The organism is Tomitella fengzijianii, from assembly GCF_007559025.1.
In the GTDB taxonomy this organism is placed as follows: domain Bacteria; phylum Actinomycetota; class Actinomycetes; order Mycobacteriales; family Mycobacteriaceae; genus Tomitella; species Tomitella fengzijianii.
In genome coordinates, this window is the sequence record NZ_CP041765.1 from 2,825,134 (window position 1) to 2,849,393 (window position 24,260).

Genomic DNA, 24,260 nt, shown 5'->3' on the forward strand with positions numbered 1-24,260 from the left:
TCGAACAGGCCGGAACCGAACGGATCTGACACGGTCTCGGACACGCCGGGATCGGACACGCGTGCGCACCGTCGCCCGACAGCGACCGTTCAAGATTACGCGACCGCCGCGAACGCGGTCAAACCGCCCTCGGGCGGCCGCGCAGACCGTCAGTCGTCGCCGTCCACCGGAGGTCCCGCGCGCCGCACGGCCGCACGTCGCCGCGGACGGCGCGCCGGAGCCTGATGCTGCTGCTCGGCGGCCGCCACCGGCGCCCCGCCGTCCTCGGCACCGGCCGCGTCGTCGTGCGCAACCGCGGCTTCGGGCTGCGCCGCAGGCGCGATGATCTCCGAGCGGATCGGCTCACCGGGCGTCTCGGCATGCTCCAAGGGAGCCGATGCCGGGCGCGACGCCCTCCGCGAACGCCTCCGCGGCCTGGCAGCGGCACCCGCTTCGGTGCCGGCGGCTTCGGTGGCGCCTGATTCCGCCCTGCCGGCCTCGGCGGTTCCGTCCCGTTCGTCAGCGGCCGCCGCAGCGGACTTCGGCGTGCCGGGATCGGCCTTCTCGGCCGTCGCGTCCGATGCCACGGTCGCGTCCGTCACCGGCGCCTGCCCGTGTGCCTGTCGCGTTCCGGCGTCCTCGGCAGCGGCGGCGTCCTGCGTGCCGGACTCCTGCCCACCGTCCGGCCGACCGCCTTGCGGCCGACGCGCACGCCGCCGCTTCGGCCCGGTGCTGCGCGCCACGGCCGCCTCGATCTTCGCGATCGCCGCCGACTTGTCCTCCCCGGCACCGCCGTGGCCCGACGACGCGGACCCGCCACCGCGCTGCGAATCGTGCTGATCGTCCTCGGGCGAGCCGGACTCCGCCATCGCCTTGAACATGGGGTGCTCGGAGTGGTGGTGCGCAGTCTGCTTCTGCGTCTCCTTGCTCTCAGTGCTTTCCTTGCTCTCCTTGGGCGCCTGCTGGCCGCCCCCGCCGGACTTCTTCGACGACTTGCGACCACGCCGGGTCTCGTTCTTGCCTTGCCCGCTCGTATCGGGCTCGGCGACGATCGGATCATCGTGGAGAACCAGACCGCGGCCGTGGCAGTGCTCGCACGGCGTGGAGAACGCCTCCACCAGCCCTGTGCCCAGACGCTTGCGCGTCATCTGGACGAGCCCCAGCGACGTCACCTCGGAGACCTGGTGGCGGGTGCGGTCGCGCCCCAGGGCCTCGGTCAGCCGACGCAGGACCAGGTCCCGGTTGGCTTCGAGGACCATGTCGATGAAGTCGACGACGATCATGCCGCCGATGTCGCGCAACCGCATCTGGCGCACGACCTCCTCGGCCGCTTCCAGGTTGTTGCGGGTGACCGTCTCCTCCAGGTTCCCGCCGGAGCCGGTGAACTTGCCGGTGTTGACGTCCACGACCGTCATGGCCTCGGTGCGGTCGATGATGAGGGTGCCGCCGGACGGCAGCCACACCTTGCGCTCGAGCGCCTTGGCCAGCTGTTCGTCGATCCGGTACGCCGCGAACACGTCGACCGAGCCGCCGTTCCGGTCGTACTGCTCGACACGCTCCATCAGGTCGGGTGCCACCCGTTCGATGTACGACGAGACGGTCCGCCATGCTCCGTCGCCCTCGATGACCAGCTTGCCGAAGTCCTCGTTGAAAAGGTCGCGGATCACCTTGACCAGCAGGTCGGGCTCCTCGTAGAGAGCCTTGGGCTGCGCGGACTTGGCCGCCTTGGCCTTGTCGGCCGCGGCCTTGACCTCCTCCCACAGCGCCTGGAGCCGGTCGACGTCGCGCCGCAGCTCGTCCTCGCTGACCCCCTCGGAGGCGGTGCGGATGATGACGCCGGCGTCATCGGGCACGATCTGCCGCAGGATGGACTTGAGCCGCTTGCGCTCGGTGTCCGGCAGCTTCCGGCTGATCCCGGTGGACGTGCCGCGGGGCACGTAGACCAGGAAGCGGCCGGCCATGCTGATCTGGGTGGTCAACCGGGCGCCCTTATGCCCCACCGGGTCCTTGGTGACCTGCACGACCACCTGGTCGCCGGGCTTGAGCGCCTGCTCGATCCTGCGCGCCGAACCGCCGAGTCCGGCGGCGGCCCAGTCGACCTCCCCCGCGTAGAGCACGCCGTTGCGGCCGCGGCCGATGTCGACGAAGGCGGCCTCCATGCTGGGCAGCACGTTCTGCACGCGCCCCAGGTAGACGTTGCCCACCACGGACGGAGTGGCAGTGCTGGTGACGAAATGCTCGACGAGGACCTTGTCCTCGAGCACGCCGACCTGCGTGATCGGGTCGTGCCCGTCGACGGCCGGCCTCTCCCGCACCACCATGACGCGGTCGACCGCTTCCCGCCGCGCCAGGAATTCCGCTTCGGAGAGGATCGGAGGACGACGCCGACCCGCCTCGCGGCCGTCGCGCCGCCGCTGGCGCTTGGCCTCCAGGCGCGTCGAGCCGCTGATGCCCTGCACCTCGTCCCGGCTGCTGCGCTTGCTGCGCGGCTCGCGTTCGTGGACGACGGTGTTCGGCGGATCGTCGTTGGTCGAGCCGTCCGCGTCGCCGCCGCGGCGGCGCCTGCGGCGGCGTCTGCGCCGTGACGCACCGTTGTCGTCCCCGTCCCCGTTGCCCCCGTTGCCGCCGCTGTCGGCCCCGTCCTTGGCCGAATCATCCGCGGCCGAGTCTCCCGCGGCCGAGTCTCCCGCGGCGGGGGTGTCGCCCTTGTCGCCCTTGGCCCCGGCATCAGCCGCATCGCCGCCGGACCGCCCGCCACGCCGCGACTTCCCGGACCGGCCGCCCTTGCCGTTCCCTTCGTCCGCAGCGGAGTCGGCGGTGTCGCCCTCGCCCTTACCGCTCTGCGGCTTGCCGCCGTCCTGCTCGGCCGACGCGTCGTCACCGGCCCCCGACCGCGATGCGTCCGATGCTGTGCCGGAGGCGTCTCCGTCGGCGTTGCCGTTCTGCTCGCCGCGTCCGCGTCCACGACCGCGGCGCCCTCGGCGGCGACGCCGCGAGGACCGTCCGCTGCCGCCCTCGGACTCGTCGGTCGCCCCGTCCCCCTCGCTCGGGCCACGCTCTTCGTCCGCGTCCGAATCACTCGCATCTGCGCTGTCCGCGCTCTTGGCTGCCGCGGCGCCCTCCTGCGCACGCTGCGACGCCTTCGACCTGGCATCGGGATCCGGGGGCAGGAACAGCGGTGCCACGAAAGCACCGCCTTGCGCATCACCCGAGTCGGCATCGGACACCGCCGCCGGCTCCGCTGCAGCCGGGGTGTCGGCGGCCTCGGCCGCCGGGGAATCCGGTGCCGCCGGGGAATCCGGTGCGGCCGGGGACTCCGGAGCCGCCGCAGCCTCAGGGGCGGGCGCGGCCGCCGGAGCGGCCACCGCCGGGGATGCGAATGCGTCGCGCACCCGCTCGCCCTGTTCGCGCGTCACGCTCGAGTGGGCGGTCCTGGCCTCCTCACCGATCTCGGTGAGCTTGGCCAGTACCTCCTTGCTGGTGACCCCCAGGAGCTTCGCGAGCGCATGCACGCGCAGCTTCAGGGGGATCTCCACCGCTGCGGCGGAATCGTTGTTCTGTTCTTCGGGCGGCGCCTTGTCGGCCACGTGGTCTCCTCGGGCCCCCGGGCGCGTCGTCCAACCCGACGTGGCGTCTGGCTCCACGTGTTGGGCAGCGCGGCCACACGGGGGCGGCATCGTTGCGGTCCCGCGCCATGCCGGCGCGGGAACGAGTGGTCTCGCACCGCACGCTCACGCGCACGGCGCCTTGCTGGACAACCCGGCGTCGCACTCATCATCCAGCGTCGGCGCGCGCACGGGGCGATGCCCCCTGCCGCACTGCGGCGATGACCGAGCAGATACCCGGGCAGAATCCTGTCGCGACACGTCACACTCGCGTCTGACGACTCCGTCCAGTATCCCACACATTCATCCGGAGCCCGACCTCTTCCCCGCACCGGCACCGCCGGTCGAGATCGGTGCAGGTGAAAGGCTCAGGCGAGCTGGGGGAACCAGATCGCGATCTCGCGCGCCGCGGACTCGGGGGAATCCGAACCGTGCACGAGGTTCTCTCCCGTCACCAGTCCCAGATCGCCGCGGATGCTGCCGGGCACCGCCTTCTCGACCGGGTCGGTGCCGCCGGCCATCTGCCGGAACGCGGCGATGGCGCGCGGCCCCTCGATCACGAGCGCCACCAGCGGCCGCGCCGTGATGAACTCGAGGAGGCCCGCGTAGAACGGCTTGCCCTCGTGCTCGGCATAGTGGGCCGCGGCGACGGACTCCGTGGCCGTCCTCATCTCCATTGCCGCGATGGAAAGTCCCTTGCGTTCGATCCGTGCGAGGATCTCGCCGAGATGTCCCCGGGCAACGGCGTCGGGCTTGATCAGTACCAGGCTGCGCTCTGTCACGGCCGTCAGACTAGTCGGCGACGCGCGGGCCCGGCACAGGGACCCGCCCCCGCCCGCCGACTCGCCCTCCTCCGCGGACGGACCCGGCTCTCAGCTCCGCTGGCCCGGCAGCAGTCCGCGGCGTTCCCTGTCGCGGATGTCCGCGCTCAGGTACAGCAGGTAGCCCCACACCGCCGCGAACAGAAGTCCGACCACGCCGATCGCCGGATGCACCCACCAGCCGGCGATCACCAGCACCTGCAGGAGCAGGTCGAACTTCACGGCCCACCGGCGCCCCTGGACCCCCGCCCCGAGCACCATGAGGACGACGAGGCCGATCACGTATCCTCCGCGGGCCGCAGTGATGCCGCCTCCCACGGTGGCGACCACGGGGATGGACAGTCCGATCACGATGGCTTCGAGGATCAGGAGCCCGGACAGGACGCCGCGGAAGCTCTTCCACGGGTCCTTCGTCGGCGGGCGTATTCCGTTTCCATCCGGTTCCGGGCCATCACCGCCGGCGCCCGCGGCCTCGTCGCGGCCGTCCTGAGCGTTCTCGTTCACGTCGGTTCCTTTCCCAGCATCGTGCGCGCCAGCCCCGCCGTGACCACCGAGCCGGTGACCACGACGCCGGACCCGGAGATCTCCTCACCGGGACCCGACACGTCCTCGGCCAGCTCCACCGCCGTCTCCAGGGCGGCGGGCAGGGACTGGGCGACGTGCACGCGGTCCTCTCCGTAGACGTCGGCGGCCATCTCGGCCAGGTGCGCCGGCGACATGCACCGGGGGCTGCCGTTGTGGGTGACCACCAACTCGTCGAACACGGGCTCGAGCGCCTCGAGGATCCCGCGCACGTCCTTGTCCGCCATGATCGCCACCACGCCGACGAGCCTGCGGAAATGGAACTCCCCGGACAGCGCCGCCGCGAGCGCCTGCGCGCCGTGGGGGTTGTGCGCGGCGTCGATGAAGACGGACGGGGCGGTGCGCACCGGTTCCAGCCGACCGGGGTTGACGAGCGCCGCGAAGCCCTCACGGACGGCGTCCTCGTCCAGCTTCCGATCCTTGCCGGCGCCGAAGAACGCTTCGACCGCCGCCAGCGCCAGCGCCGCGTTGTGCGCCTGATGCTCGCCGTGCAGGGGCACGAACACGTCGTCGTAGACCCCGCCGAGGCCCTGGATGCGCAGCACCTGGCCGCCGACGGCCGTGCGGCGCTCGAGCACTGTGAACTCGGAGCCCTCCCGCGCCACCGCCGCGTCCACCTCCACGGCCCTCCGCAGCAGCACGTCGGTCACCTCGGGCTGCTGCCGGGACAGGATCGCCACCGACGTGGACTTGATGATGTCCGCCTTCTCCCCCGCGATCCCCGTGATCTCGGTGCCCAGGTATTCCGCGTGGTCGAGGCCGATAGGGGTGAGCACCGCCACCGACGAATCGATGACGTTGGTCGCGTCCCATCGCCCGCCGAGTCCGGTCTCGATGACGCCCACGTCCACCGGGGCGTCGGCGAACGCGGCGAAGGCCATTCCGGTGAGTACCTCGAACTTGCTCATCCGGGGCCCGCCCGCCGCCACCGAGCCGTCGTCGACCATCTGCACGTACGGCTCGATGTCGCGGTAGGTGCGCACGTATCCGGCCGGCGTGATCGGCTCGCCGTCGATGGCGATCCGCTCGGTCACCGATTGCAGGTGCGGGCTCGTCGTCCGGCCCACCCGCACGTGCATGCGTGTGAGCAGCGCGTCGACCATCCGGCACACCGAGGACTTGCCGTTGGTGCCCGCCACGTGGATGGTCGGATACGCCTTCTGCGGCGCGCCCAGCAGGTCCATCAGCGCGGTGATCCGCGTCAGCGAAGGCTCGATGCGCGTCTCGGGCCAGCGCTCGTCCAGTTCCGCCTCGAGCGTTTCCAGCGCGGCGAGGTCCTCCGGGGCCGCGGCCGCGGCGCGGTCCTCGCTCACCGCGCGCCTCCCTCTGCCGGCTGCCCCAGCTCCGCCAGCCGCGCCTCGAGCCTGTCCACATCGGCCGCGGCGACGTCGCGGCGGCCGCGGATCTTCTCCACGACCTGCTCGGGAGCCTTGCCGAGGAATGCCTCGTTTCCGAGCTTCGCGGTGGTGCCGGCGAGTTCCTTGTGCGCGGCGGCGAGGTCCTTGGTGAGCCGGCGCTTCTCGGCCTCCAGGTCCACCGTGCTGGAGGTGTCCAGGTCGACGACGACGGTCGCGGCGCTCAGACGCACCTCGATCGACGCGGTGGCCGTGAAACCCGCCTCCGCCGCGGTGACGCGAGCGAGCGACCGCACCGCGCCCTCGAGCGGGACGAGCCCGGCGTCCTCCAGCGCCCCGAGCCGGGCCGGCACCCGCTGGCTGGGCTTGACGCCCTGGTCGGAGCGGAATCGCCGGATCTCGGTGATGAGCTTCTGCGTATCGGCCACCTGACGTGCCGCTTCGGGATCTGCCGCCGTGTCCGCGTCCGCGACGGGCCACGAGGCGATGACCAGCGACTCACCACCGGTGAGCACCTTCCACAGGGTCTCGGTGACGAAGGGGATCATGGGATGCAGCATGCGCAGCAGCGCGTCGAGCACGGTGCCGAGGACGGTGCGGGTCGCCTCCGCCCGGAACCCGGTCTCGCCGCTTCCGTCGCCCTCACCGGCGAACTGCACCTTGGCCAGTTCCAGGTACCAGTCGCACACCTCGTCCCAGGCGAAGTGGTAGAGCGCCTCGGCGGCCTTGCCGAACTCGTAACGCTCGTAGGATTCGTCCACGCCCGCGCGCACCTGTTCCAGCCGGTCGAGGATCCACCGGTCGGCGGCCGTGAGCCGGTCGCGCGGCGGCAGCCCGCCCGGCTTCGCGCCGTTCATCAGGGCGAAGCGGGTGGCGTTGAAAAGCTTGTTCGCGAAGTTGCGCGACGACTGCGCGTTGCCCTCGCCCACCGACAGGTCCGAGCCCGGATTGGCCCCGCGCGCCAGCGTGAACCGCAGCGCGTCCGCGCCGAAGCGCTCGACCCAGTCGAGCGGGTCGATGCCGTTGCCGCGGGACTTCGACATCTTGCGGCCGTGCTCGTCGCGCACCAGGCCGTGCAGGAACACATCCTGGAACGGCACCTGGCCGCGCGGGCCCAGCACACCGCCGTCGCCCGCGTCCTCGCGCGCCACGTAGGTGCCGAACATCATCATGCGCGCCACCCAGAAGAACAGGATGTCGTAGCCGGTCACCAGCACGGACGTGGGATAGAACTTGGCCAGGTCGTCCGTGGCGTCGGGCCAGCCCATGGTGGAGAACGGCCACAGGGCCGACGAGAACCAGGTGTCGAGCACGTCCGGGTCCTGGACGTAACCCTCCGGCGGGGTGTCGCCGGGTCCCACGCACACCGTCTGTCCCTCCGGGCCGTACCAGACGGGGATGCGGTGCCCCCACCACAGCTGACGGGAGATGCACCAGTCGTGCATGTCGTCGACCCAGGCGAACCAGCGCGGCTCCTGGGAGGCCGGGTGGATCACGGTGTCGCCGGCGCGCACGGCGTCGCCGGACGCCTTGGCCAGGCTCTCCACGCGCACCCACCACTGCATCGACAGCCGCGGCTCGATGGGCTCGCCGCTGCGCTCCGAGTGGCCGACGCTGTGCAGGTAGGGGCGCTTCTCCTCGACGATCCTGCCCTGCTCGGCAAGCGCCTCGCGCACGCGGACGCGCGCGGTGAATCGGTCCATGCCGTCGAACCGGGTGCCGGTGTTCTCGATCTCCGCCGTCTTGCTCATGATCGACGGCATCGGCAGCGCGTGCCGCACGCCCATCTCGAAGTCGTTGGGGTCGTGCGCCGGGGTGATCTTCACTGCGCCCGTGCCGAACTCGGGGTCCACGTGCGCATCCGCGATCACGGGGATCGTCCTGTCGAGGAACGGGTGCGGCAGCGCGGTGCCGACGAGGTCGCGGTACCGGTCGTCGTCGGGGTGCACGGCGATCGCGGTGTCGCCCAGCATCGTCTCGACGCGGGTGGTGGCGACGACGATGTGCGGCTCGGCGTCGTCGAGGGAGCCGTAGCGGAAGCTGACCAGCTCGCCCTCGACGTCCTCGTACTTGACCTCGATGTCGGAGATCGCGGTCTGCAGCACCGGCGACCAGTTGACCAGCCGCTCGGCCCGGTAGATCAGCCCGTCGTCGTAGAGGCGCTTGAAGATGGTCTGCACCGCGCGGGCCAGCGCGTCGTCCAGCGTGAAGCGCTCGCGCGACCAGTCGACGCCGTCGCCGAGCTTGCGCATTTGGCCGCCGATGGTGCCGCCGGACTCGGCCTTCCACTTCCAGACGCGCTCGATGAAGGCCTCACGGCCGATGTCGTCGCGGGTGAGGCCCTCTCCGGCGAGCTGCTTCTCGACGACGCTCTGCGTCGCGATGCCGGCGTGGTCCATGCCCGGCAGCCACAGCACCTCGTAGCCCTGCATGCGGCGCCGGCGCGCAAGCGCGTCCATCAGCGTGTGGTCGAGCGCGTGACCCATGTGCAGGCTGCCGGTGACGTTCGGCGGCGGGAGCACGATCGAGAACGGGGGCTTGTCGCTGTGCGGGTCCGCGGTGAAGTACCCGGCGTCCACCCAGCCCTGGTAGAGCGCCGACTCGACCGCGCCGGGCTCCCAGCTTTTCGCCAGGGAGTCTGCCGGGCCACCGCCCGGGTTCGCAGCGGTATCGGGCTCACGGGTCACTGAGGGGTCCCTTCTCCGGGCTGGACTGGTCACCGCACGATTCTATGCGTCGCGCCCCTGACCGGCGCGGTCGCCCGCCCGCCCCGTGGCGGCCGCCACGACCCGGCGCGGGGGCTAGTCGCCGCCCCCTTGACCGGGCACCGCCCCCGGCAGGTCCACCGGAGCCTCGCCGAGAGCGTCGTCGACGGAGTCGAACTCCCGGCCCTCCGGCACCGCGAAGACGGAGGCGTCGCCGGAATACTCGGTGCAGCCGAGCGCCGCACCGTCCTCGATTCCCGCGGCCTGCTCCCCGCCCAGCCTGCGCGCGGCGTCGAGGTCCACCCCCATGCCCTCGATCATCTTCTTCATCCCGTCCGATGCCGGCCCCGTCGTCTTCATGCCGCCCGGCTGGTCGTCGGACCACAGGTAGGTGACGCCGTCGACGGCGAGGACGTGCCCGGCGTCGGGCCCGGTGCCGCTGTCGATGCGCATCCGGTCCTCCCCGTGGACGTACGCGGTCACGGTGTCGTCGGAGTCCTTCGCCGTGCATTCGATGAACTTGTCTCCGGCCATCGCCTCGGTGATCAGCCGGTGCGCTGCGGTGTCGTAGAGCGCCGCATCGGCAGGTCCGCCGGATGCGGACGGGGCGGCACCCGACGAAGGCGTCCCCGGCGTGGCCGAGCCGGCAGGCGCCGACTGCGCCGCGGAGGCGCCGCCGGCGTCCTGGTCCGACGAGCCGCATCCTGCCAGCGCCGCGACCGCGCCGACCGCCGCGATGCCCACCGCCGTTGTGCGCACCGCGGCGCGTACCGATCCGTTCATCCGTCCGCCTTCCACACTGCGGGTCCCGTCCCCGCCGATCGCTCCCCGGAACACCGCCGGGGCGCCGGCCCGGGCACCACTTCTACACGAACAGTCGGCGACCGGCCATGGCCGCGTTCTACGGGGCCGTCTGGAACTCCACATCGTCCGGGGCGGTGAGCTTCGCGTCCACGTCCCCGTCCGTCGAGCACTCCATGTCCACCGTCGGCGCGGCCTTCTCCTGGTCGATCGCCTCCTGGACGTTCGGCAGCGCCATCCCCGTCTGCGAGTCGGCCGTCGTCTTCATCCCGGTGGGGCTGCCGTCCTTCCAGACGTAGACGTCGGAGCCGTCACGCAGCAGGTTCACCGTCTCACCGCCGGACTGCGCCAGGATCCGGTAGCGGTCCTCGCCGGCGATGCTCATCGAGCCCGGCTGCTCCTCGTCGGTGATCTCGCAGGTCACCGCGCCCTCGCCGTCCATCGCCGACTGCATCATCGCCACCGCGTCGCCCCCGGTGGCGCTGCCGCCGCCGGAATCGCTCCCGCAGGCCGCCAGAGGCAAGACCACGGCCGCTGCCACAGCGACTCCCGAAACCGCCCGAACGATCCCACGCGTGTGCATCGCGCACATCCCCTCTGATCCTGGGGCACCCGAGCGACCGGGGCCCGTTGCATCCTCGGCCCGGCGCTGCGCACGGGCCCACGCCCCCTCGCGGGCCGGCGACGCGTCACACAATGCCATGGCGGCGGGCGTCGCGCGCATCGGCGGGGGTGTTGACGTTGAACACCGCCCGCGCGTCCGCGCCGCCGAGGACGACCCTGTGCACGGCCACCTCGTCCAGAAATCGGCGCATACTCCGTACTCCGGCCCCGATGTCGGCGTCCATCCTCCCGGCCAGGCCCGTCCGGTACACCCCCGCGAGCGGCTGGTCACGTCCCTCGGCGACGGCGATCACCGCGTCGGCGTCGCCGGGCGCGGCGGCGTCGAGCAGCAGCCCCACCACCCGAGTGGTGATGAGCGGCATGTCGGTGGCCGCGACGAACGCCCACGGGTACCCGGCGGCGCCTCCCGCGCGAAGGCCCGTCTCCAGCCCGCGCAGCGGCCCCTGCCCCGGGACCGGATCCACCACCACGTCGACGTCCGCTGGAAGCGCAACACTCCGGCCCGCGGCGGTGACCACGAAGACCTGCGGAAGCGCAGTGCGCACGGCCGCGACGACGGTCTCGAGCATCGTCGCGGCCCCCCAGGGGAGGGCGGCCTTATCGCGCCCCATACGGCGCGAACGCCCGCCCGCGAGCACCACGCCGCAGACATCCCCGGCGGGTCCTGTCGGAGGCACCGTCACCGCGCTATAGCTTCACGACCGCCGCGGCTCGCGCCACATGCCCCACAGCGACGGCCCGTCCGGGATGCGGATCTCCCCGGTGCTGACGAATCCGAAGCGCTCGTAGTACGGCAGATTCCCCCGTTTGCTCGACTCCAGGTACGCGGGCATGTCCTCCGCGTCGCACCGCCGCAGCCGCGATCGCAGCAGCGCCGAGCCGTGGCCGAGGCCGCGCGCCTGCCGCCCGGTCCCGATCTCCGACAGGTACCAGTGCGGCTCCTCCGGATGCGCCTGCGACAGGGTGTCGTCCACGATGCCCGCGAGCCGCGCCGCACGGCCCAGTGCCAGCAGTTCCGCCGGCACCGAAAGCAGTTCCGCCGCGCGTGAGGACTTCCACCTGCCCGGCGGATTCCACACCGCCGCGCCGGCGATGCGGCCGGACGCGGCTTCCGTGACCTCCACGCCGCCCAGGCCGAGATGGTGGAAGCGCAGCCCCACCACGAACATCCGCTGCAGCGCGCCCGGCCGGGCATGCTCGTCCGGCACGATCCACGCCATGAGCGGGTCGTCGTGGAAGGCGTCCGCGAGCACGCGGGCGATGCCGAGGACGTCGTCTCCCGTGGCAGGACGGACGTTCACGGCGGGGCGGGGCGAACTCGGGGCTTCGGGGCTGCCGACGGTCTTCTGCGTAGGTGGCACCGGTCCAGGATGCCACTTACCCGGCCGCCGTGCGGGGGACGGACATGTGCATCGGGACGCGCCGCAGTCCAAGATGAGGGCATGGGCCGCGTCACCACCCGTCGGCGGATCGTCCGGCGGACCTCCGAAGGACACCACACCCGCCAGGACACGCTGGTGGTCGAAGAGCCGCTGCAGATCCGCGTCGGCGGCGCGGCGCTGACCGTCACCATGCGCACCCCCGGCGACGACATGGACCTCGTGCACGGGTTCCTGCTGGCGGAGGGCATCGTTTCCGAGCGCGAGCATGTCCACGTCATGCGGTACTGCGCCGGGGCCGACGACGACGGCCGCAATTCCTACAACGTCCTCGACGTGGAGCTGGGCGACGAGGCGGCGGGCGTGCACCGGCAACGGTCGTTCCTCACCAGCTCGGCGTGCGGGGTGTGCGGCACCACCTCGATCGACGACGTCGAGACCGTCAGCGCGCACCCGCCCTCCCACGACCCGGTCTCCGTCGACGCCGCCGTGATCACCCGGCTGCCCGGACTGCTGCGGACCGGGCAGAAGGTGTTCGAATCCACCGGCGGCCTGCATGCCGCCGGGTTGTTCGGTTCCGACGGCGCACTGCTCTCTCTGCGCGAAGACGTCGGCCGGCACAACGCGGTCGACAAGGTGCTCGGAGCCGCACTGCGCGACGGGCGGATCCCCCTGGCCGGTCAGGTGTTGATGCTCAGCGGCCGCGCGTCGTTCGAACTGGTGCAGAAGGCAGCGATGGCCGGGGTGCCCGTGGTGGCCGCCGTGTCCGCGCCGTCCTCGCTGGCGGTGGACCTGGCGGAACGCTCCGGCATCACCCTCGTCGGGTTCGTGCGTGACGGCGGGCTCAACGTGTACTCGCGGCCGGACCGGGTCACCGGGTCCTAGGCGCCGGCCCGCACCCTGCTGGCCGGCGGGGCGAATCGGCTGCGGCCGGATGCGGCGCTGCCGCACAATAGGCGCTACGTGCGGTCCCGACTAGCTCCGGCCGCGCGGGCGAGGAGGCGCCATGGACCGCGACGGCGCAATGGCCGGTTCCCGCCGCCGATGGTTCGTGCTCGCACTCGTCGGCCTCGCCCAGCTGATGATCGTGCTGGACCTGACTGTCATGAACATCGCCCTGCCGGACGCTCAGCGCGACCTGCACTTCTCCGACATCGACCGGCAGTGGGTCATCACCTCCTACGCCCTCGCCTTCGGCAGCCTCCTGCTGCTCGGCGGGCGCATCGGCGACCTCTTCGGCCGCAAGCGCGCATTCATCATCGGGCTCGTCGGATTCGCCGCCGCCTCGGCTGTCGGCGGGGCGTCCGTCGGATTCGTCATGCTCGTGGTGGCACGCGCCTGCCAGGGAGTGTTCGGCGCGCTGCTCGCACCCGCCGCGCTGTCGATCCTCACGGTCACGTTCACCGACGCCAAGGAACGCGGCAAGGCGTTCGGCGTGTTCGGCGCCATCGTCGCGGCCGGCGGCCTCATCGGCCTGCTGCTCGGCGGCGCGCTCACCGAATACCTCAGCTGGCGCTGGTGCCTCTACATCAACCTGGCGATCGCCGCTGTCGCCGTGGTGGGCGCGGTGTTCCTTCTCACGAGCCAGCGCGACCATGGACAGGCCCGCTTGGACTTCGTCGGCGTCATCGCGGGGTCCGTCGCGCTGTTCTGCCTGGTGTACGGATTCTCCAATGCGGCGTCCCATTCCTGGGACGACACGGCGACACTGGCGTTCCTCGCCGTCGGGGTGGCGCTGATGGTGTTCTTCGCCTTCTGGCAGACCCGCGCGCACTTCCCACTGCTGCCGCCACGCGTCGTGCTCGACCGCAACCGCGGCGCGTCCTATCTTGCAGTGCTGCTCACGGGTGCGGCGATGTTCGGCATCTTCCTGTTCCTCACCTACTACCTGCAGACCGTCCTCGGCTACTCGCCGCTGCGCACCGGCGTCGCGTTCCTGCCGATGATCGGATCACTGGCCTTGTCGGCGCAGCTGTCCAACGTGGTCCTCATGCCACGCATCGGGCCCAAGGCGCTCGTCGGATTCGGCATGCTCATCGCAGCCGGGGCGATGGTCTGGCTGACCGGCATCACCGCCGACTCCTCCTACGCTTCGGCAGTCCTCGGCCCGATCATGGTCGGCGGCGTGGGAATCGGCCTGTCGATGCCCTCCGCGATGAACACCGGCACCTTCGGCGTGCAGCCGTCGGACGCGGGCGTGGCCTCGGCGACGCTGAACGTCGGTCAGCAGGTGGGCGGGTCCATCGGCACCGCACTGCTGAACACCATCGCCACCAGCGCGGTGACCGGATATATCGCGGCACACGCCGCATCCGCGCGCCCCACGCCCGCAGTGCAGGCCGCCGCCGCAGTGCACGGCTACACCACGGCGTTCTGGTGGACGGCCGGGATCTTCGCGCTGGGCGGGATCGTGTGCGGCACCGTCCTGCGCTGGGGGCCCCTCACGGACGGGCCGGCCGCGGATCCGGGGCCCGCCGGAAGCAGTCCCGCGCAGGCACGCTCACCGCAGTGACACTCACCCGCCGGATGCCTCGCCCCGGCCGACCATGCCAGAAGTGCCGTATCCCGGTGGCCGGACCGGTGAGAGCCGCTTGATCGTCAATCGAGGGCACAACCGGAGCCCCGCCACGCGCCGTCAGCCGGCCGGCGACACCCGCACGGAGTCCGGCACCCGGACCGGCGCTCCCGTCGCGGCGAGGACGTCGTCGACGGTGACGCCCGGTGCCACTTCCAACAGCACGAACTCTCCGTCGGCGACGTCGACGACGGCCATGTCGGTGATCACCCGCTGCACGCACCCCGCGCCGGTGAGCGGCAACGTGCACGCGTCGACCAGCTTCGGGTCGCCCTTCTTGGTGACGTGATCGGTGAGCACCAGCACCCGGCGGGCGCCGTGCACCAGGTCCATCGCGCCGCCCATGCCCTTGACCATCGCGCCCGGCACCATCCAGTTGGCCAGGTCCCCGTCGCTCGCCACCTGCATCGCCCCCAGCACGGCCACGTCCACCTTGCCGCCGCGGATCATCCCGAACGACTGGGACGAGTCGAAAAACGACGCGCCCGGCGCGACAGTGATGGTCTCCTTGCCGGCATTGATCAGGTCCGCGTCCAGCTCCTCCTCGGTCGGATACGGCCCCACGCCCAGCACCCCGTTCTCGGAATGCAGGATCACCTCGACGTCGCCGGGGATGAAGTTCGGGATCAGCGTCGGCATGCCGATGCCGAGATTGACGTACTGGCCGTCCTCCAACTCACGGGCCGCACGCGCCGCCATCTCGTTCCTGGACCAGGTCATGATCGTGTCTCCCGCCTGCGAGCGCCGCTCCGCTCCTCGGTCCGTTCCTCGCTCCGCTCCGGTACTCCCTGCGATGCTCCCGACACCCTCCGGCTCATGATCGTGTCTCCCGCAGCGTCGTCTTCTCGATCTTCTTCGGCGCCGTCACGGCCACATGCACAACGCGCTGCACCTGGATGCCGGGCACGTGCACCGCGTCCGGGTCGATCTCACCGGGCTCCACCAGCTCCTCGACCTCGGCCACAGTGATGCGCCCCGCTGCTGCGGCCGGCGGATTGAAATTGCGCGCGCTCTTCCGGAACACGAGGTTTCCGTGCCGGTCCCCCTTCCAAGCGTGCACCAGCGCGAAATCGGTGACGATGGCACGCTCCAGCACGAAAGCCTCCCCGTCGAACTCGCGCGTCTCCTTCGGCGGGGACGCCAGCGCGACCGACCCGTCCGGCGCGTATCGGCGCGGCAGCCCGCCGTCCGCCACCTGGGTGCCCACACCCGCGGGGGTGAAGAACGCCGGGATGCCCGCGCCGCCGGCCCGCATGCGCTCGGCGAGGCTGCCCTGCGGCGTCAGCTCCACCTCCAACTCCCCGGCGAGGTACTGGCGGGCGAACTCCTTGTTCTGCCCCACGTACGAGCTGATGGTGCGGCGGATGCGACCGGCGGACAAGAGCACTCCGAGCCCGAAACCGTCGGTGCCGAGGTTGTTCGACACGGTCTCCAGGTCGCCCGCCCCCTGCTCGAGCAACGCGTCGATCAGCGCCTCCGGCACGCCGACCAGCCCGAAGCCGCCGACGGCGATGGACGCGCCGTGGGGCACGTCGGCCACGGCCCCCGCTGTTGTGGCAATCACCTTGTTCAACACGCGGCCCAGGCTACATCAACATGTTCGTCTTGTGAACGCCCATTCGCTATGCGAACATGGTGGTATCGACGCTAGCCCCGGACCGCCCCCGTCACCGCTTTTGGTGGACTTTTGGCTGGAATTCCGCCATGTTCCAGCCAAAAGTCCACCAAAAGCGGGCAGGACTGAAGCGCCGACCACACACGAGGAGGACCGATGACCGTCGCACTCGCACACCGCATCGACGGACCCGAGGATGCAGGCGCCCCGACGCTGGTACTCATCGGCTCCCTCGGCTCCGACCTGACCATGTGGGAACCGCAATACACGGCGCTGTCCGGGGAGTTCCGCGTGATCAGCGCGGACCTGCGCGGCCACGGCGGCTCCCCCGTCCCCGCCGGCCCCTACACCGTCGACGCGCTCGCGGAGGACGTGCTGGGGCTGATCGCCGCCCGGGGCGGGCCGGTGCACCTGGCGGGGCTGTCCCTGGGCGGCGCCGTCGCGCAACGCGTCGCCGTGCGGGCCCCCACCCGACTCCTCTCACTGACGCTGCTGTGCACCGCGGCCAGGTTCGGCGATCCGCAGCCGTGGCTCGACCGCGCGACGGCGGTCCGCAAGGACGGCACCGGCTCGATCGCCGCGTCGGTGGTCGACCGCTGGTATACGCCCAGGCTCGCCGCGAGCGCGCCGGAACTGGTCGCTCGCTCGCGCACCATGGTCAGCGCCACGTCCGACGAGGGCTACGCCGCATGCTGCGAGGCGATCTCCGCCTGGGACGGGCGCGCCGACCTGCCGCGCATCGCCGTTCACACCCTTGTCATCGCCGGCGCGCAGGACTCCGCCACCGGCCCAGACGCGCTACGAGCCATCGCCGACGCGGTGCCGGGCGCGGCACTCGAAGTACTCGACCCCGGCGCCCACCTTGCCAACGTCGAGCAGGCCGACGCCGTGAACGCGCTGATCACATCGCACGTACACCGCTCCGGGACGGGCGGCACGCGGTGAGCGCGGGCCCCTCCGACATGCGGACGCCTCCCCCGGACCGTGTCCAGTCGCTGGCCCGCGGGCTGGCGGTGATCCGCTGCTTCGACGCGGACAGCCCGTCACGCACGCTCAGCGACGTGGCGCGCGCGACGGGGCTCACCCGCGCGACGGCCCGCCGGTTCCTGCTTACTCTCACCGACCTCGGCTACGTGCGCAGCGATGCGGGCACGTTCTCGCTGACGCCGCTGGTGCTCGAGCTCGGCTACAGCTACCTGTCCGGCCTGCGGCTGCCCGACCTCGCCCAGCCGCACCTGCGGGACCTCGCGGAGCGGGTCGGCGAGTCCACGTCGGTGTCGGTCCTCGACAGCGCCGACGTCGTCTACGTCGCCCGCGAACAGGTCAGCCGCATCATGGCCGTGTCCATCACCATCGGCACGCGCTTCCCCGCCCACGTCACCTCCATGGGCAGGGTGCTGCTGGCGGGCCTGCCCCCGGCGGAGCTCGACGCGGTGATCGCCGCCGCGTCGTTCGAGCGGCTCACCGACACGACCGTCGCCGGCGCCGATCAGCTGCGCCGCGTCCTCGACCGGGTGCGCAACGACGGCTACTGCGTCGTCGACCAGGAGCTCGAGCCGGGGCTGCGCTCCATCGCCGCACCGGTCCGCAGCGCCGACGGCACCGTCGCGGCCGCGGTGAACGTCTCCACCCCCGCCGGACGCTACGACGTCTCCGAACTCACCGGCCGCATTCTGCCTCTGCTCACCGCCACGGCCGCCGCCATCGAGGCCGACCTGCGCCGCGCCGGACCGGGCTGAGGCCCACCGCCGCCCTGCCTTGGTGGACTTTTGGCTGGTTTTCCGCCGGAATCCAGCCAAATGTCCACCCAACGCGGGGCGCACCTGAACGCGGCCCGACGCAGACGAGCGCCCCGGCGGAACCCTCCCGCCGGGGCGCTCGATGGCCTCTGCCCTAACTCACGACGACGTCACGCGGACTTCTCGCGTCGCTCCTCGCCCGACGCGCGCGGCACGATCGTGGGGTTGACGTTCTCCCGCACGGTGTCCCCGTCGACGACGACCTTGGCGACGTCGTCCCGCCCCGGGATCTCGTACATCACCGGCAGCAGGACCTCTTCCATGATCGCGCGCAGGCCGCGGGCGCCGGTGCCGCGCAGGATCCCCTGATCCGCGATGGCCTCGAGGGCGTCGTCGGTGAACTCGAGCTCCACCTCGTCCATGTCGAACAGCCGCGCGTACTGCTTGACCAAGGCGTTCCGCGGCTCGGAGAGAATCTTCACCAGCGCGTCCTTGTCCAGGTCGGTCACCGTCGCGACCACTGGCAGGCGCCCGATGAACTCGGGGATCAGACCGAACTTGATCAGGTCCTCCGGCATGACGTCCGCGAAGCGGTCCCCGGACTCGGCACTCGTCTCAGCCTGCGACCGCACCTCCGCGCCGAAGCCCAGTCCGCGCTTGCCTGCGCGGTCGTCGACGATCTTCTCGAGCCCCGCGAATGCGCCCGCCACGATGAACAGCACGTTGGTGGTGTCGATCTGGATGAACTCCTGGTGCGGGTGCTTGCGGCCGCCCTGCGGCGGGACGCTCGCCTGCGTGCCCTCGAGGATCTTCAGCAGCGCCTGCTGGACGCCCTCGCCGGACACGTCGCGCGTGATCGACGGGTTCTCGCTCTTGCGGGCGATCTTGTCGACCTCGTCGATGTAGATGATGCCGGTCTCCGCGCGCTTGACGTCGTAGTCCGCGGCCTGGATCAGCTTGAGCAGGATGTTCTCGACGTCCTCGCCCACGTAGCCCGCCTCGGTGAGCGCGGTGGCGTCGGCGATCGCGAAGGGGACGTTGAGCATCTTCGCCATCGTCTGCGCCAGATAGGTCTTGCCGCAGCCGGTGGGTCCGAGCATCAGGATGTTGGACTTCATCAGTTCGACCGACTCGCCGTGCGCGTCGCGCGAACCGTCACCCGCCTGGATGCGCTTGTAGTGGTTGTAGACGGCCACGGCGAGGTTGCGCTTGGCATCGTCCTGGCCGATGACGTACCTGTCGAGGAACTCGTGGATCTCGCCCGGCTTGGGCAGCGCGTCCAGTTTGACGTCGCCGGACTCCGCCAGCTCCTCCTCGATGATCTCGTTGCACAGGTCGATGCACTCGTCGCAGATGTACACGCCGGGGCCGGCGATGAGCTTCTTCACCTGCTTCTGACTCTTTCCGCAGAAGGAGCACTTGAGCAGGTCGCCTCCGTCACCAATGCGTGCCATGTCCGCCGTCCCCTACTTTCTCGCTTGCCCGCGTTCGTGCACGTCCTACGCCGTCGCCGTTCCCGAGGCCGTCCTCGGCTCCCCAGCGGCGCCGGTCCGGTTTCCCACCGGCACCGGCGCCCTGTCGTCATCCGCCGGTCGCTTACCGACGGTACCCGCTCGCAGCCACCCGCGGCGGCATTCGGCGCCCGCATGGCGAGCTGCCGCTCGTGCCTCCCGCACCGCCGGGCACCGCGCGGCCACACCTCCGGAGAGGCGCCGGCGGCCGCGCGGACCGGCTACCCCTGAGCGGACAGTTTGCGGTACTCCAGCACGGTGTCGATGAGGCCGTACTCGCGGGCCTCCTCCGCCGTCAGGATCTTGTCTCGGTCGGTGTCGATCCGGACCTGCTCGGCCGTCCTGCCGGTGTGCCGCGCCAGCGTGGTCTCCATGGCGCGGCGCATCCGCTCGATCTCCTTGGCCTGGATCTCCAGGTCGGACACCTGTCCCTGCATGCCCTCGGTGGCCGGCTGGTGGATGAGCACGCGTGCGTTGGGCAGCGCCATGCGCTTACCCGGCGTGCCCGCCGCCAGCAGTACCGCGGCGGCGGATGCCGCCTGGCCCAGGCACACGGTGGTGATGTCGGCGCGGACGTACTGCATCGTGTCGTAGATGGCCATCAGCGACGTGAACGATCCGCCGGGCGAGTTGATGTACATCGTGATGTCGCGGTCCGGGTCGAGCGATTCGAGCACCAGCAGCTGCGCCATGATGTCGTTGGCGGAGGCGTCGTCGACCTGCGTACCGAGGAAGATGATGCGCTCCTCGAACAGCTTGTTGTAGGGGTTCGACTCCTTGACGCCGTAGCTGGAGTGCTCGACGAACGACGGCAGGATGTACCGGGCCTGCGGCATCATCGGTGCACCGCCGCGCGGTCCGGGGTTTTGCGGTCCGGGGTTCTGCGAAGAGTGGGTCATCGGGTTCTCCGTGTCTGCGGTAGCGGGATTGTCGTGCGGACGGGGGCGGGCCGTGCGGCCTCGCTCAGCTCGCCCCGGTGCCGCCGGCGTCCTTGGCCCGGCTGATGACGTGGTCGACGAAGCCGTACTCCAGCGCCTGGTCCGCGGTGAACCAGCGGTCGCGGTCGGCGTCCCGGGTGACCTCTTCCACCGAGCGGCCGGTGTGGAGCGCGTTGAGCTCGTTCATCTCGCGCTTGGTCTGCGCGAACTGCTCGGCCTGGATGGCGATGTCCGCGGCCGAACCGCCGATGCCGGCGGAGGGCTGGTGCATCATGATCCGCGCGTGCGGCAGGGCGTAGCGCTTGCCTTTGGTGCCGGCCGCCAGCAGGAACTGGCCCATCGACGCGGCCAGTCCCATCGCGTAGGTGGCCACATCGCATTCCGCGTAGGTCATCGTGTCGAAGATGGCCATGCCGGCGGTGACCGATCCCCCGGGCGAGTTGATGTACAGCGAGATGTCCCGCGTGGGGTCCTCCGCGGAGAGCAGAAGGATCTGCGCGCAGAGACGGTTGGCGATCTCGTCGTCCACCTGCGAGCCCAGGAAGACGATGCGCTCCTGGAGCAGGCGCTCGAAGACCGAGTCGCTGAGGTTGAGACCGGAGGCGCCGGAACGCATGGCGGGATTCTGCAAACTCACGGGCGTGCCTTTCGAGTGCGTCGGGTACTGCGAACTGCGGTCGGACGGTGCGCGACCGCCTTGCCGTTCCGGGCACCCCGCGCGATGCCGCCCGCGCCGGGAGCCCCTTCATCGACCCTAACGAAAGCGGGCGGCACCGTAGTCCCGGTACCGCCCACTTTCGCTGTCAGCGTGAAAGCCCCTCGGGGTCAGTCCTTCGCGTCCGCGGTCTCGGCGTCGTCGCCGGCGTCGGTCGCCTCTGCGGCCGCATCCTCGTCGGCGGCGTCGTCGTCCTTCAGGCCCAGCAGGTCGGCCACGTCGATGACGGTGCCGTCGGTGTCCTTGGCCGTGACCTTCTGCACGATGTCGGCGAGCGACTTGCTGCGCCGGACCTCCGCGTAGAGCACGCCCAGGCGCCCCGCGTCCTGGATCTGCTGCGCCAGCTGATCGGGCGCGATGTTGCCGCGACGGGCCTCGAACAGCAGGCGCTCGGTGAGCTCCTCCTGGCTGACCTGGACGTCCTCCGCGTCGGCGACCGCGTCCAGCAGCAACTGCGCCTTGACCGCCTTGGTCGCGGACTCCCTGGCATCGGCCTCGAACTTCTCGCGGCTCGAGCCCTGGGCCTCGAGGAGCCTGTCGAGCTGCTCCTCGTCGTGGTCGAGGCTGTGCACGACCTCGTGGATCTGGTTGTCGACCTCGGCCTGGACGATGGCCTCGGGAAGCTCGAACTCGACCTTCTCGAGCAGGTCCTCGAGGACCTTGTCGCGGATCGCACCGGCCTGCTCGGACCGCTGCGACTGCTCCACCCGCTCGCGCAGGCTCGTACGCAGCTCGTCGATCGTGTCGAACTCGCTGGCGAGCTGGGCGAACTCGTCGTCCACCTCGGGGAGCTCGCGCTCCTTGACGTTGTTGACGGTCACCGTGACCACGGCCTCCTGGCCCGCGTGCTCACCGGCGAGCAGCTTGGTGGTGAACTCGGCCGAACCCTCGGCCTCGACACCCACGACGGCCTCGTCCAGGCCCTCGATCAGCTGACCGGAGCCCACCTCGTGCGAAAGCCCCTCCGCGGTCGCCTCGGGGACCGGCTCGCCGTCGACGGTGGCGGCCAGGTCGATGGAGACGAAGTCCCCGTCCTGCACGGCACGGTCCACCCCGGTGAGGGTGCCGAAACGGGCACGCAGCGCGTCGAGCTGCTCGTCGACGGCCTCGTCGGTGACGGCGATCGGGTCGACCTCGACCGCGATGGATGAGAAGTCGGGCAGGTCGATCTCGGGGCGCACGTCCACCTCGGCGGTGAACTCGACGTGGTCGCCGTCCTCGATGTTGGTGACCTCGATCTCCGGCTGCGAGATGGCCTTGATGTCGTTCGTGGTAACGGCCTCCGTGTAACGGCCGGGGACCGCGTTCTGCAGGACCTGCTCGATGACCGCACCGCGTCCGACGCGGGTCTCGATGATCTTCGCCGGCGCCTTGCCCGGGCGGAACCCGGGAACGCGCACCTGCTGCGCAAGCTGACGGTAGACGGCGTCGAAGTCCGGCTTGAGTTCCTCGAAGGGCACCTCAACGTTGATCCGGACCCGCGTCGGGCTGAGCTGCTCGACGGTGCTCTTCACGGACTAGCTCCTTCGTCGTTCCGCGGACCCGCTTCCGGGACGCGGTCGTGTTCGATGTTCTCCGGCAGGACGTAGGCGGCCTCCGCGACCGCCTACGTCACGTGTACTGCCAGTCGGGGTGACAGGATTTGAACCTGCGACCCTCCGCTCCCAAAGCGGATGCGCTACCAAGCTGCGCCACACCCCGTGACCACTGGGCACCTACCCGGCTGCGTTCGATGGCGCCACGCGGCGGAACCCTGCGGTGCATGCCCGCCGCGACGGGTGTTCCGACACGGCGGGTGTTCCGACACGAAAACCGCATCCGGGCACAGCCGGGCCCGCACGCTGGATCGTACGGTTTCCGATCCTACGGCCCGGCCCCCCGCTGGTGATACCGGGCCCGGATTGGGTACAGTTCTGATTGCACGCGGGCCGCGTTCGGCCCGCAGGTGCAGCATGCGGGTGTAGTTCAATGGTAGAACCTCAGCCTTCCAAGCTGATGGTGCGGGTTCGATTCCCGTCACCCGCTCCACGCAGGTCAGGGCCGGTCTCCGGACCGGACTGACCGCCTCCTGGGACGGCCGAAGCCGGCACATCGCGCCCCGCGCGTGCCCTGAACCAATTCCGGTGCCGCTCAGTTGACGTGCCGCTGATCGCTCTGATGCAGCGTTCCGAACTCCTGCCGGATGTAGTCGGCGTTGTCGGTCCGCCACTGCTGCACCGCCGCCTGTGCGCCGTCGGAACCCGCAGCGTTGATCGCCGCCTCCAGCGATTGCAGCCGCTCGTCGTCGATGCTGAATCCCGATGCCACGCTCGCCAGGTTCGGATGGTCGTCGCTGAACCCCGCGCGGGCCGTGATGTGCAGGTTCTCCGTGCCCCCCAGGGAGCCCTTCGGGTCCTGCAGGTCTTTGAGGTCGTAGCGGCTGTACGCCCAGTGCGGGTGCCAGAGCGTGACGACGATGGGCGTGCGGTCGGCGATCGCCGCCCCCAGGTCGGCCGCCATCTGCTCGGCGGACGACTCCTCCACGCGCATCACCCCGCCCAGGTCGTAGTCGGGGATCACGTGGTGTTCCGTACGGTCCACGATTCCGGCGCCGCCCTCGATGCCGGTGATCACGCCGCCGAACTCGCCGGCATGCTCATTCAGGTCGGCGATCGAGTTCACGTCGGTCACATACGACGGCACCGTCAGCTCCAGCCGGGCGTTGTCGTACCACACGCCCAGGTCCTCGAGCCGGTCCCCGTACTGATCCCAGTACTTCTGGTGCGTCAGCGGCAGCCAGGTATCGAGGAACATGTCGATCTTCCCGTCCGCCATCGCAGCGAAGAGCGCGCCGACGTCGTCGAACTTCTTCGTATCGACCTCGTATCCGGAGTCGCCGAGCTGCTGGTCGAACAGCGTCGTCAACGCCGTGTCCTCGGCCCAGTCGATATAACCGATGCTGACGGTGTGGGCCTCGTCGACCGAGGTGTCCGCGCCGGACCCGCAGCCGGCGGCGACGAGGGCCACCGCGGTGACGGCCACCAGGAAACCGGCCACCATGGTGCGGGGGTGTCGGCCGTCCGCCGTGCCGCGCCGTCGACGACACCCCGTCGGATCCCCGTTGCCCGGCCAGCCCATCGCTCCGTCTCCCTTCCGACCGGACCCGCCGCCCGGCCTGAGCAGATCAGCCCGGGCAGCGCATCGGCGCGGCCACCGTCGTCGGTCCTCCCATTGAGGTTCCCACTCCGGGACGGTCGTTCTCAGGACTTCCGGCACAACGACCCGGCACTGCGACGGGACGCGGGCGTGGCCGGGACCCGCTGAGGATCCCGGCCAC

General features: G+C 70.9%; 20 protein-coding genes and 2 tRNA genes. 5 read left to right on the forward strand and 17 right to left on the reverse strand.

Features of this window, described 5'->3' with window-relative positions; all coding sequences use genetic code 11:
* Positions 1-149 precede the first annotated feature (149 nt).
* The 9 genes from FO059_RS12890 to FO059_RS12930 form a co-directional block, all read right to left on the reverse strand.
* Positions 150-3,566: a translation initiation factor IF-2 N-terminal domain-containing protein gene (locus FO059_RS12890; RefSeq protein ID WP_233266721.1), complete on the reverse strand. Its 3,417-nt coding sequence runs from the start codon at positions 3,564-3,566 to the stop codon at positions 150-152.
* Between the two features lie 386 nt (positions 3,567-3,952).
* Complete coding sequence (gene ndk, locus FO059_RS12895; protein WP_143909342.1) at positions 3,953-4,366, reverse strand: nucleoside-diphosphate kinase; 414 nt, start codon at positions 4,364-4,366, stop codon at positions 3,953-3,955.
* Between the two features lie 90 nt (positions 4,367-4,456).
* Positions 4,457-4,909, reverse strand: coding sequence for a DUF4233 domain-containing protein (locus FO059_RS12900; protein ID WP_372497847.1), 453 nt, complete (start codon positions 4,907-4,909; stop codon positions 4,457-4,459).
* Positions 4,906-6,300, reverse strand: a complete 1,395-nt coding sequence (gene folC, locus FO059_RS12905) for a bifunctional tetrahydrofolate synthase/dihydrofolate synthase (protein ID WP_143909344.1) — start codon at positions 6,298-6,300, stop codon at positions 4,906-4,908. The genes FO059_RS12900 and folC overlap by 4 nt, the downstream gene beginning before the upstream one ends.
* Positions 6,297-9,029 carry a valine--tRNA ligase gene (locus FO059_RS12910; protein ID WP_143909346.1) on the reverse strand — a complete coding sequence of 911 codons (2,733 nt, stop codon included), beginning with the start codon at positions 9,027-9,029 and terminating at the stop codon, positions 6,297-6,299. The genes folC and FO059_RS12910 overlap by 4 nt, the downstream gene beginning before the upstream one ends.
* Positions 9,030-9,143: 114 nt before the next feature.
* On the reverse strand, positions 9,144-9,830 hold the full coding sequence (locus FO059_RS12915) for a hypothetical protein (protein WP_143909348.1): 687 nt from the start codon (positions 9,828-9,830) through the stop codon (positions 9,144-9,146).
* Between the two features lie 118 nt (positions 9,831-9,948).
* Positions 9,949-10,389, reverse strand: coding sequence for a hypothetical protein (locus FO059_RS12920; protein ID WP_143909350.1), 441 nt, complete (start codon positions 10,387-10,389; stop codon positions 9,949-9,951).
* 148 nt (positions 10,390-10,537) lie between these two features.
* The gene (locus FO059_RS12925; RefSeq protein WP_233266722.1) at positions 10,538-11,149 is read right to left on the reverse strand and encodes a molybdenum cofactor guanylyltransferase; all 612 of its coding nucleotides are present in this window, start codon (positions 11,147-11,149) and stop codon (positions 10,538-10,540) included.
* Between the two features lie 18 nt (positions 11,150-11,167).
* On the reverse strand, positions 11,168-11,833 hold the full coding sequence (locus FO059_RS12930; protein WP_233266723.1) for a GNAT family N-acetyltransferase: 666 nt from the start codon (positions 11,831-11,833) through the stop codon (positions 11,168-11,170).
* A gap of 81 nt (positions 11,834-11,914) precedes the next feature.
* Between FO059_RS12930 and fdhD the strand changes: the two genes are divergently transcribed.
* Positions 11,915-12,736 (forward strand): formate dehydrogenase accessory sulfurtransferase FdhD, encoded by an 822-nt coding sequence (gene fdhD / locus FO059_RS12935; protein WP_143909352.1) that lies wholly within the window; start codon positions 11,915-11,917, stop codon positions 12,734-12,736.
* A 121-nt stretch (positions 12,737-12,857) separates the two neighbouring features.
* Positions 12,858-14,363, forward strand: a complete 1,506-nt coding sequence (locus FO059_RS12940; protein WP_143909354.1) for an MFS transporter — start codon at positions 12,858-12,860, stop codon at positions 14,361-14,363.
* Between the two features lie 123 nt (positions 14,364-14,486).
* Here FO059_RS12940 and FO059_RS12945 read toward each other — a convergent pair whose 3' ends face one another.
* Positions 14,487-15,146 carry a 3-oxoacid CoA-transferase subunit B gene (locus FO059_RS12945; protein WP_143909356.1) on the reverse strand — a complete coding sequence of 220 codons (660 nt, stop codon included), beginning with the start codon at positions 15,144-15,146 and terminating at the stop codon, positions 14,487-14,489.
* Positions 15,147-15,240: 94 nt separating this feature from the next.
* Positions 15,241-15,999 carry a CoA transferase subunit A gene (locus FO059_RS12950; RefSeq protein WP_143910743.1) on the reverse strand — a complete coding sequence of 253 codons (759 nt, stop codon included), beginning with the start codon at positions 15,997-15,999 and terminating at the stop codon, positions 15,241-15,243.
* Positions 16,000-16,197: 198 nt separating this feature from the next.
* Between FO059_RS12950 and pcaD the strand changes: the two genes are divergently transcribed.
* Both pcaD and FO059_RS12960 read left to right on the forward strand, forming a co-directional pair.
* Positions 16,198-16,986 (forward strand): 3-oxoadipate enol-lactonase, encoded by a 789-nt coding sequence (gene pcaD / locus FO059_RS12955; RefSeq protein WP_143909358.1) that lies wholly within the window; start codon positions 16,198-16,200, stop codon positions 16,984-16,986.
* 17 nt (positions 16,987-17,003) lie between these two features.
* Positions 17,004-17,780: an IclR family transcriptional regulator domain-containing protein gene (locus FO059_RS12960; RefSeq protein WP_143910744.1), complete on the forward strand. Its 777-nt coding sequence runs from the start codon at positions 17,004-17,006 to the stop codon at positions 17,778-17,780.
* 170 nt (positions 17,781-17,950) lie between these two features.
* On the opposite strand, the gene clpX is transcribed toward FO059_RS12960, so the two are convergent.
* The 5 genes from clpX to FO059_RS12985 form a co-directional block, all read right to left on the reverse strand.
* Positions 17,951-19,234 carry an ATP-dependent Clp protease ATP-binding subunit ClpX gene (clpX, locus tag FO059_RS12965; protein WP_143909360.1) on the reverse strand — a complete coding sequence of 428 codons (1,284 nt, stop codon included), beginning with the start codon at positions 19,232-19,234 and terminating at the stop codon, positions 17,951-17,953.
* A 278-nt stretch (positions 19,235-19,512) separates the two neighbouring features.
* On the reverse strand, positions 19,513-20,130 hold the full coding sequence (locus tag FO059_RS12970) for an ATP-dependent Clp protease proteolytic subunit (RefSeq protein ID WP_143910745.1): 618 nt from the start codon (positions 20,128-20,130) through the stop codon (positions 19,513-19,515).
* Between the two features lie 124 nt (positions 20,131-20,254).
* Positions 20,255-20,845 (reverse strand): ATP-dependent Clp protease proteolytic subunit, encoded by a 591-nt coding sequence (locus FO059_RS12975; RefSeq protein ID WP_143910746.1) that lies wholly within the window; start codon positions 20,843-20,845, stop codon positions 20,255-20,257.
* Positions 20,846-21,054: 209 nt separating this feature from the next.
* A complete protein-coding gene (tig, locus tag FO059_RS12980; RefSeq protein WP_143909362.1) occupies positions 21,055-22,458 on the reverse strand; it encodes a trigger factor in 1,404 nt (467 codons plus the stop codon).
* Positions 22,459-22,571: 113 nt separating this feature from the next.
* Positions 22,572-22,645: transfer RNA gene (locus FO059_RS12985), tRNA-Pro, on the reverse strand.
* 253 nt (positions 22,646-22,898) lie between these two features.
* Between FO059_RS12985 and FO059_RS12990 the strand changes: the two genes are divergently transcribed.
* Positions 22,899-22,972 (forward strand) — tRNA-Gly (locus FO059_RS12990).
* 102 nt (positions 22,973-23,074) lie between these two features.
* Here the strand turns inward: FO059_RS12990 and FO059_RS12995 are convergent.
* Entirely contained in the window at positions 23,075-23,983 is a 909-nt protein-coding gene (locus tag FO059_RS12995) for a glycine betaine ABC transporter substrate-binding protein (RefSeq protein WP_158726393.1), read from the reverse strand.
* Between the last annotated feature and the right edge of the window lie 277 nt (positions 23,984-24,260).

Coding starts and splice junctions, on each gene's coding strand:
- FO059_RS12940 (WP_143909354.1), top strand. CDS start 12,858: ATGGACCGCGACGGCGCAATGGCCGGTTCCCGCCGCCGATGGTTCGTG.
- FO059_RS12970 (WP_143910745.1), bottom strand. CDS start 20,130: ATGATGCCGCAGGCCCGGTACATCCTGCCGTCGTTCGTCGAGCACTCC.
- pcaD (WP_143909358.1), top strand. CDS start 16,198: ATGACCGTCGCACTCGCACACCGCATCGACGGACCCGAGGATGCAGGC.
- FO059_RS12995 (WP_158726393.1), bottom strand. CDS start 23,983: ATGGTGGCCGGTTTCCTGGTGGCCGTCACCGCGGTGGCCCTCGTCGCC.
- FO059_RS12945 (WP_143909356.1), bottom strand. CDS start 15,146: ATGACCTGGTCCAGGAACGAGATGGCGGCGCGTGCGGCCCGTGAGTTG.
- FO059_RS12915 (WP_143909348.1), bottom strand. CDS start 9,830: ATGAACGGATCGGTACGCGCCGCGGTGCGCACAACGGCGGTGGGCATC.
- fdhD (WP_143909352.1), top strand. CDS start 11,915: ATGGGCCGCGTCACCACCCGTCGGCGGATCGTCCGGCGGACCTCCGAA.
- clpX (WP_143909360.1), bottom strand. CDS start 19,234: ATGGCACGCATTGGTGACGGAGGCGACCTGCTCAAGTGCTCCTTCTGC.
- FO059_RS12960 (WP_143910744.1), top strand. CDS start 17,004: ATGCGGACGCCTCCCCCGGACCGTGTCCAGTCGCTGGCCCGCGGGCTG.
- FO059_RS12975 (WP_143910746.1), bottom strand. CDS start 20,845: ATGCGTTCCGGCGCCTCCGGTCTCAACCTCAGCGACTCGGTCTTCGAG.